We start from the raw sequence: 8298 nt of genomic DNA on the forward strand, positions 1-8298 counted from the left end.
TTATTAAAGCGGATGGCGTGCGCCATCCGCTTGGGAGCAATTACTTCGCAATACGTTTGTACTTGATACGCTTCGGCTCCAGCGCATCGGCGCCCAGCGTGCGTTTCTTGTACTCTTCGTATTCGGTAAAGTTACCTTCGAAGAACTCAACCTTACCTTCATCCTGGTAATCCAGAATGTGGGTGGCGATACGGTCAAGGAACCAACGGTCGTGCGAGATAACCATCGCGCAGCCCGGGAATTCCAGCAGGGCGTTTTCCAGCGCGCGCAGGGTTTCGATATCCAGGTCGTTGGTCGGTTCATCGAGCAGCAGCATGTTGCCGCCAACCTGCAGCAGCTTCGCCAAATGCAGACGGCCACGCTCACCACCGGACAGCTCGCCGACGCGTTTGCCCTGATCCACACCTTTGAAGTTAAAGCGGCCCACGTAGGCACGGCTTGGCATCTCGGTGTTGCCGATCTTCATGATATCCAGCCCGCCGGAAACTTCTTCCCACACGGTTTTGCTGTTATCCATTGCGTCACGGAACTGGTCAACGGAGGCCAGCTTGACGGTTTCGCCCAGCGAGATAGTGCCGCTGTCAGGCTGTTCCTGACCGGACATCATGCGGAACAGAGTGGATTTACCCGCGCCGTTAGGGCCGATGATGCCGACAATGGCGCCTTTCGGTACTGAGAAGCTCAGATCGTCGATCAGCACGCGATCGCCGTAGGATTTACACAGGTTGCTGACCTCAACGACTTTATCGCCCAGACGAGCTCCTGGTGGGATAAACAGTTCGTTGGTTTCGTTACGCTTCTGGTATTCGGTGTTGTTCAGCTCTTCAAAGCGCGCCAGACGGGCTTTGCCCTTAGACTGACGGCCTTTCGCGCCCTGACGAACCCACTCCAGCTCTTTCTCAATGGATTTACGGCGAGCCGCTTCCTGAGACGCTTCCTGTGCCAGACGCTGATCTTTCTGCTCCAGCCAGGAGGAGTAGTTGCCTTCCCACGGAATGCCTTCACCGCGGTCAAGCTCCAGGATCCAACCTGCGACGTTGTCGAGGAAGTAACGGTCGTGGGTAATCGCTACGACGGTGCCTTCGAAGTCGTGCAGGAAGCGTTCCAGCCACGCCACGGATTCGGCATCCAGGTGGTTAGTCGGTTCGTCGAGCAGCAGCATGTCTGGTTTTTCCAGCAGCAGGCGGCACAGCGCGACGCGGCGGCGTTCACCACCGGAGAGGTTAGCAATTTTGGCATCCCAGTCCGGCAGACGCAGGGCGTCAGCGGCACGCTCGAGCTGCACGTTCAGGTTGTGACCGTCGTGCGCCTGAATAATCTCTTCGAACTTGCCCTGTTGCGCGGCCAGCTTATCGAAGTCGGCATCCGGTTCAGCGTACTTCGCATACACTTCATCCAGGCCTTTCAGCGCGTTAACCACTTCGGAAACCGCTTCTTCAACGGATTCACGAACGGTATGCTCAGGGTTCAGCTGCGGCTCCTGCGGCAGGTAGCCAATCTTGATGCCCGGCTGCGGGCGCGCTTCGCCCTCGATATCGGTATCGATACCAGCCATGATTTTCAGCAGGGTGGATTTACCGGCGCCGTTCAGACCCAGAACACCGATTTTTGCGCCAGGGAAGAAGCTCAGCGAGATGTTTTTAAGAATATGACGTTTCGGCGGAACCACTTTGCCGACACGATGCATGGTATAAACGAATTGAGCCACGTGGACTTCGCCTCTTTTTTATCGTGATGAATAGAGTTTTCAAAGGCGAAGTGTAGCTGTTTTCCCCGACCAATCCCAGCAGGCAAATTCAGGTGCGCGACATCGCAGATAAAACGTAAAAAAGTGTTCATGGCGTGGCGCATTAGCCGATCAGTCGTTAGCATCAAATGATTACGCGGCATGATGCTGCACCGACGTAACGTGACAACGAGGAAGAGCTTGTGCAAAAAGCCCAACAATTTACGTGGCGTCTGCTGGCAGCCAGTGTCTGCCTGCTGACAATCAGTAGCGTTGCCCGCGCCGATTCACTGGATCAACAACGTAGCCGTTATGCGCAAATCAAACAGGCCTGGGATAACCGCCAGATGGACGTGGTCGAGCAACTGATGCCGACCCTGCGGGATTACCCGCTGTACCCGTACCTGCAATATCGCCAGATAACCAGCGACCTGATGAATACTCCGACGTTAGCGGTCAGCAACTTTGTGCAGGCTAACCCAACGTTGCCTCCGGCCCGTACCCTTAAAAACCGCTTCGTCAACGAGCTGGCTCGCCGCCAGGATTGGCGTGGCCTGCTGGCTTTTAGCCCCGATAAGCCCGGTACCGCCGAGGCGCAGTGCAACTATTACTATGCCAAATACAATGTGGGCGATACCCAGGGAGCCTGGGAGGGCGCGAAAACCCTGTGGCTGACCGGGCAGAGTCGGCCTAATGCCTGCGATCCGCTGTTCAGCGCCTGGCGGGCATCCGGGACGCAGGATCCGCTGGCATACCTTGAACGCATTCGTCTGGCAATGAAGGCGGGCAACACCAGTCTGGTGAAAGCGCTAGCCTCGCAAATGCCTGCTGAGTATCAAACTATCGCGACGGCGATTACTGATTTGGCCAATAACCCAAATACCGTGCTGACCTTTGCGCGTACAACCGGGGCGACGGATTTCACCCGTCAACTGGCGGCGGTAGCGTTTACCAGCGTCGCGCGTCAGGACGTGGAAAATGCGCGTCTGATGATCCCGATGTTGATTCAGGCGCAACAACTCAATGACGAACAAGCTCAGGAGCTGCGCGATACCGTTGCCTGGCGTCTGATGGGAACGGATGTGACCGACGAACAGGCGCGCTGGCGTGATGATGCCATTATGCGCTCGCAGTCGACCTCGTTGGTTGAGCGCCGGGTGCGTATGGCGCTCGGCACGGGAGATCGTTCTGGTTTGAATACGTGGTTGGCGCGGCTGCCGATGGAAGCGAAAGAGAAGGATGAATGGCGTTACTGGCAAGCCGATCTGCTGATGGAGCGGGGACGCGATGACGAAGCGCGCAGCATCCTGCTGTCGCTGATGCAGCAGCGCGGCTTCTATCCGATGGTGTCCGCGCAGCGTCTGGGCGAACCTTACGCGCTGCGGGTAGAAAAAGCGCCGGGGGCCATTTCCTCCGCGCTCACCGGCGGGGCGGAAATGGCGCGCGTACGCGAGTTAATGTACTGGAATCAGGACAATACGGCGCGCAGCGAGTGGGCCAACCTGGTGAGCAGCCGCACCCAGACGGAGCAGGCACAGTTAGCGCGTTACGCTTTCGATCAACACTGGTGGGATCTGAGCGTGCAGGCGACGATTGCGGGTAAACTGTGGGATAACCTACAGGAGCGTTTCCCGCTGGCTTATAACGACCTGTTTGTGCGTTATACCTCCGGTAAAGACATCCCGCAAAGCTACGCCATGGCGATTGCGCGCCAGGAAAGCGCGTGGAATCCGAAGGTAAAGTCGCCGGTTGGCGCTAGCGGTCTGATGCAGATTATGCCGGGTACCGCGACCCATACGGTGAAAATGTTTAATCTGCCGGGCTACAGCAATCCGGCGCAGTTGCTGGATCCTGAGACCAATATCAATATTGGCACCAGCTACCTGCAGTATGTGTACCAGCAGTTTGAAAATAACCGTATTTTTGCTTCAGCGGCGTATAACGCCGGTCCTGGGCGCGTGCGCACCTGGCTTGGTAACAGCGCCGGGCGCATTGATGCGGTGGCCTTTATCGAGAGCATTCCGTTCTCGGAAACGCGCGGCTATGTCAAAAACGTGCTGGCTTACGACGCCTACTATCGCCACTTTATGGGTCAGAAAGAAGACGTGCTCAGCAGTAATGAATGGCAACGGCGTTACTGATAGGTTAGACCTGTGTTATGCTTGTACTCGTTTAAGAGTACATGCATAACATGGTGGCCCGAGATGACCCAACAATCCCCTTATTCAGCGACAGTGGCTGAGCAGCGTAACCAGGAGTGGCTTCGCTTTGTGGAGCTTCTGCGTCTGGCATATACCGACGACCTTGCGCTGCCGTTGCTCAATTTAATGATGACCCCGGATGAGCGCGAAGCGCTGGGCACCCGCGTGCGGATTATCGAAGAACTGCTGCGCGGAGAAATGAGCCAGCGTGAGCTGAAAAACGAACTGGGCGCGGGGATCGCGACGATCACCCGTGGATCGAACAGCCTCAAATCGGCACCGGTAGAGCTGCGCCAGTGGCTGGAGCAAACCCTGCCCAAAACGCAACGGTAGGCCCGCCATCCGGCAACGTGCGCCGTTGTGCCTGATGGCGGCTTCGCATTATCAGGCCTACTCGCGGTAGAGCGCGTTATGGAACGGGCTTAACGCCAGTACGACTGCCTGGTGGTATACGCTGCTGCGGGTCAGCACGCCGGCGGTGAAGACGCCAATCGCCCCTTCTTTATTACCAATTTTATCGATGCCGGTGTACTTCGACATCACCGGGCCGAGCGCTTCTCCCGCCCGCACCTGTTCGAGAATCATCTCTGGCAGCGGGAGCGTTGCAGAACGCGCTTCACCACGCTGGTCGCGGCTTTCAATCACCACCCAACTGAAGGTCGCACCTTCATCAATTCCTGCTTCAATTGCCACCCAAAAATCCGCATCCGGGCGTACGGCTTTGGCATTCGCGACACGATTACGCGCCCCGGCGCGGGTTTCCTCGCTGCCGAAGGGCTGCTCTGGTACGCCCGTATCGACGGAGATGGCGTCGATTTGGCAGGTACCTTCGCCAAAGATCAGCTCAAAAGCCGCAAGAATTGCCTGAATTTTAGCAGGATTGGTGGTAGCGGAGACAACTTGATGCATAATCTACACAACTCAGATAATAAAATGTCATCGCAGTATAACGGATAAAAAACATGTTACAGGTATATCTTGTTCGCCATGGCGAAACCCGTTGGAACGCCGAGCGGCGTATTCAAGGCCAGTCCGATAGCCCCCTGACGGCTAAAGGAGAGCAGCAGGCGGTGCAGGTGGGGGAGCGCGTGCGCACCTACGGCATCACGCATGTTATCGCCAGCGATCTGGGCCGTACGCGCCGTACCGCCGAGATCATTGCCGATGCCTGCGGCTGCGGCGTGACCCTGGACGCGCGCCTGCGCGAGCTGGATATGGGCGTGCTGGAGCAGCGTCATCTTGATTCTCTGACCGCAGAAGAAGAAGAGTGGCGTCGGCTGGTGGTCAACGGCACGCCGGATGGTCGTATTCCGCAGGGCGAGTCGATGCAGGAGCTGAGCGAGCGTATGCACGCGGGTCTGGCTGCCTGTCTGGATCTGCCGCCGGGCAGTCGTCCGTTGCTGGTGAGCCACGGGATTGCGCTGGGCTGTCTGGTGAGTACGATTCTGGGGTTGCCCGCGCACGCGGAGCGTCGTCTGCGTCTGCGTAACTGTTCTATCTCACGGGTGGACTATCAGGAAAGCCTGTGGTTGGCGCCGGGATGGGTGGTGGAAACGGCAGGGGATATCTCGCATCTCGATACCCCTGCTCTGGATGAGCTACAGCGTTAGCGACGAATCGGGATCAGGTACTCGCAGCGCAGCATAATTGGCGGTTCCTGATGCCGTGCTTCGTCCTGTGGGAAGAAGCGTTCGATATCCTGGCCCTTACGGCGGGTCAGGTTGAGCATTGGCATGCAGGTGCCGTACAGCGTCAGGATAAACTCCTGCAGGCCGGTTCCCAACCCTTCATAGGTGAACATGACGTACTCGCCGCCTTCCAGCGTGACCGGATGGGCATCGTTGATGTGGCCGTTAGCCAGCTCCGGTGTGAGCGCCGTGGTGTAGAACACTTCCTGCTCATCATCTTTTTCAAGGCTCGGGCGCGGTTCATGCAGCCCGTAAAGCATTGACGGAATAGAAGGTGAGTTGCCGAGGAAATCAGTCCAGAACTGAACTCGCATTTGCTGGCGGAAGTCGGAAATCTCTTCCAGCTTGCAGGTATAGCTCTGGGTGACGCCCACCAGGTGGGTGGACGGTAGGGTAATGAATTCGTATTTTGGCATCGTGAACTCACCCAGGCGCAGCGGTGGACGCATCCCGAAGGAGCTCCAGTCCGGCGAGCGACGATACAGCGCCGGCGTTAGCGTAAACTGCTTTTTAAACGCGCGGGTGAACGTCTGCTGGGAGTCAAAACGATACTGCAGCGCGATATCCAGGATAGGACGCGCAGTCAGACGCAGTGCGACGGCAGATTTAGACAGACGGCGGGCGCGAATGTAAGCGCCGATGGCATGGCCGGTGACATCTTTGAACATGCGTTGCAGGTGCCATTTAGAATAACCCGCTTTTGCCGCCACATTATCCAGCGATAAAGGCTGATCCAGGTGCCCTTCTAGCCAAACGAGGAGATCGCGAATAATTCCAGCCTGATCCATAAAGTGCCCTCATCCTTAAAATCTTATGTGCCTGTTACCAAAGTAGCGGATAATAGCATCTTTTGCTGTTTTAGCATTCAGTGTTTTTTTTATGCATAAATGCGTTTTTACATAAGATTCGGCGCTGTTTTTTGTAAAGCTGTGATCTTTAAACACTTTCTAATTAGATGTTGAATAATCACACAACTCAATCGACGGAAATGGTAACAATATGAAATACAAGAAATTAATGGCAGGTCTGTTACTCGGCGTCTCCAGCCTGGCGGTTCACGCGGAGCAGATTGGTTCTGTGGATACGGTATTCAAAATGTTTGGGCCGGATCATAAAATCGTGGTGGAGGCCTTTGACGATCCCGATGTCAAAAACGTGACCTGCTATGTCAGCCGGGCGAAGACGGGCGGCATTAAAGGCGGGCTGGGGCTGGCTGAAGACACCTCGGATGCGGCCATTTCCTGCCAGCAGATTGGCCCGGTTGAGCTCAGCGACAAAATTAAGAGCGGTAAAGCGGACGGTGACGTGGTCTTTAAAAAGCGTACGTCGCTGGTGTTTAAATCGCTACAGGTTGTGCGTTTCTATGACGAAAAACGCAACGTGCTCGCCTATCTGGCCTATTCCGACAAGGTGGTGGACGGTTCGCCAAAAAATGCGATTAGCGCCGTACCGATTATGCCGTGGGGCACTGCGGCAAAGTAGGGAGCAAAAAAAACGGCGCTTAACGCGCCGTTTTGTTTTCTTATTCCTGCAGCTCGCCGCAGAAGCGGTAACCTTCGCCGTGAATGGTGGCGATGATTTCCGGCGTATCCGGCGTAGACTCGAAATGTTTACGGATGCGACGAATGGTCACGTCAACCGTACGGTCGTGCGGCTTCAGCTCACGGCCCGTCATTTTCTTCAGCAGTTCAGCACGAGACTGAATCTTGCCCGGGTTTTCACAGAAGTGCAGCATAGCGCGGAATTCACTGCGCGGCAGCTTGTACTGTTCACCGTTCGGGCTCACCAGAGAGCGGCTGTTGATGTCCAGCTCCCAGCCGTTGAACTTGTAGCTTTCTACGCTACGACGTTCTTCGCTGACGGTACCCAGGTTCATGGTACGGGACAGCAGGTTACGTGCACGGATAGTTAGTTCACGCGGGTTGAACGGCTTGGTGATGTAATCATCTGCACCAATTTCCAGACCGAGGATCTTGTCGACTTCATTGTCGCGGCCGGTCAGGAACATCAGGGCGACATTTGCTTGCTCGCGCAGTTCGCGTGCCAGCAGAAGGCCGTTTTTCCCCGGCAGGTTGATATCCATGATTACCAGGTTGATATCATTTTCAGACAGGATCTGATGCATTTCCGCGCCATCGGTCGCTTCGAAAACATCGTAGCCTTCTGCTTCGAAAATACTTTTTAACGTGTTGCGTGTTACCAACTCGTCTTCAACGATAAGAATGTGCGGGGTCTGCATGTTTGCTACCTAAATTGCCAACTAAATCGAAACAGGAAGTACCAATAGTCCCTGACCTGCCTGATGCATGTCGAAAATTAACATGATCGGCGTAACGTGACTAAAGTACGTAATTGCGTTCTTGATGCACTTTCCATCAACGTCAACAACATCATTAGCTTGGTCGTGGGTACTCTTCCCTCTGGACCCGACAGTGTCAAAAACGGTTGTCATCCTAACCATTTTAACAGCAACATAACAGGCAAAGAGACACCAGACTGCCAATAAACCTACGCTTCGTTGACATATATCAAATTCAATTGTAGCACGTTAACAGTTTGGTGAAATCATCGCTCTGGAATGATAACGCCTATCACATTTTTTCCACAACTCAACTAGTTGCACAGGTTAACTGATAAATGTGATGAATCCAATTACTATCACCATGTGCGAATGAAAATAGTT

8 protein-coding genes and 1 pseudogene are annotated in these 8298 nt (G+C 55.1%); 5 read left to right on the forward strand and 4 right to left on the reverse strand.

Translation table 11 applies throughout. From position 1 onward, the window contains the following. Nucleotides 1–40 precede the first annotated feature (40 nt). Nucleotides 41–1708, reverse strand: coding sequence for an energy-dependent translational throttle protein EttA (gene ettA / locus NNN71_RS22340; protein WP_223803360.1), 1668 nt, complete (start codon nucleotides 1706–1708; stop codon nucleotides 41–43). 221 nt (nucleotides 1709–1929) lie between these two features. Between ettA and sltY the strand changes: the two genes are divergently transcribed. Both sltY and trpR read left to right on the forward strand, forming a co-directional pair. Continuing rightward, nucleotides 1930–3867, forward strand: a complete 1938-nt coding sequence (sltY, locus tag NNN71_RS22345) for a murein transglycosylase (protein WP_271459367.1) — start codon at nucleotides 1930–1932, stop codon at nucleotides 3865–3867. Between the two features lie 63 nt (nucleotides 3868–3930). Beyond that, nucleotides 3931–4260, forward strand: coding sequence for a trp operon repressor (gene trpR, locus NNN71_RS22350; protein WP_163449313.1), 330 nt, complete (start codon nucleotides 3931–3933; stop codon nucleotides 4258–4260). A 57-nt stretch (nucleotides 4261–4317) separates the two neighbouring features. Here trpR and yjjX read toward each other — a convergent pair whose 3' ends face one another. Then, nucleotides 4318–4836: an inosine/xanthosine triphosphatase gene (gene yjjX, locus NNN71_RS22355; RefSeq protein WP_167576908.1), complete on the reverse strand. Its 519-nt coding sequence runs from the start codon at nucleotides 4834–4836 to the stop codon at nucleotides 4318–4320. 53 nt (nucleotides 4837–4889) lie between these two features. Here yjjX and gpmB point away from each other — a divergent pair, with 53 nt between their 5' ends. Beyond that, nucleotides 4890–5537: a 2,3-diphosphoglycerate-dependent phosphoglycerate mutase GpmB gene (gpmB, locus tag NNN71_RS22360; protein WP_163449311.1), complete on the forward strand. Its 648-nt coding sequence runs from the start codon at nucleotides 4890–4892 to the stop codon at nucleotides 5535–5537. Here gpmB and robA read toward each other — a convergent pair. After that, a complete protein-coding gene (gene robA / locus NNN71_RS22365; RefSeq protein ID WP_163449310.1) occupies nucleotides 5534–6403 on the reverse strand; it encodes an MDR efflux pump AcrAB transcriptional activator RobA in 870 nt (289 codons plus the stop codon). The two genes, gpmB and robA, sit on opposite strands and share 4 nt — an antisense overlap. A 211-nt stretch (nucleotides 6404–6614) precedes the next feature. On the opposite strand from robA, the gene creA reads away from it, so the two are divergent. Next, on the forward strand, nucleotides 6615–7097 hold the full coding sequence (creA, locus tag NNN71_RS22370) for a protein CreA (protein WP_163449309.1): 483 nt from the start codon (nucleotides 6615–6617) through the stop codon (nucleotides 7095–7097). A 40-nt stretch (nucleotides 7098–7137) separates the two neighbouring features. On the opposite strand, the gene arcA is transcribed toward creA, so the two are convergent. Further along, nucleotides 7138–7854 carry a two-component system response regulator ArcA gene (arcA, locus tag NNN71_RS22375; RefSeq protein ID WP_015966004.1) on the reverse strand — a complete coding sequence of 239 codons (717 nt, stop codon included), beginning with the start codon at nucleotides 7852–7854 and terminating at the stop codon, nucleotides 7138–7140. Between the two features lie 96 nt (nucleotides 7855–7950). On the opposite strand from arcA, the pseudogene yjjY reads away from it, so the two are divergent. Further along, nucleotides 7951–8092: pseudogene (gene yjjY / locus NNN71_RS22380) on the forward strand (protein YjjY). Nucleotides 8093–8298: the final 206 nt, after the last annotated feature.

The sequence above is a fragment of the Kluyvera sp. Awk 3 genome (assembly GCF_028069715.1).
Taxonomy (GTDB): domain Bacteria; phylum Pseudomonadota; class Gammaproteobacteria; order Enterobacterales; family Enterobacteriaceae; genus Kluyvera; species Kluyvera georgiana_A.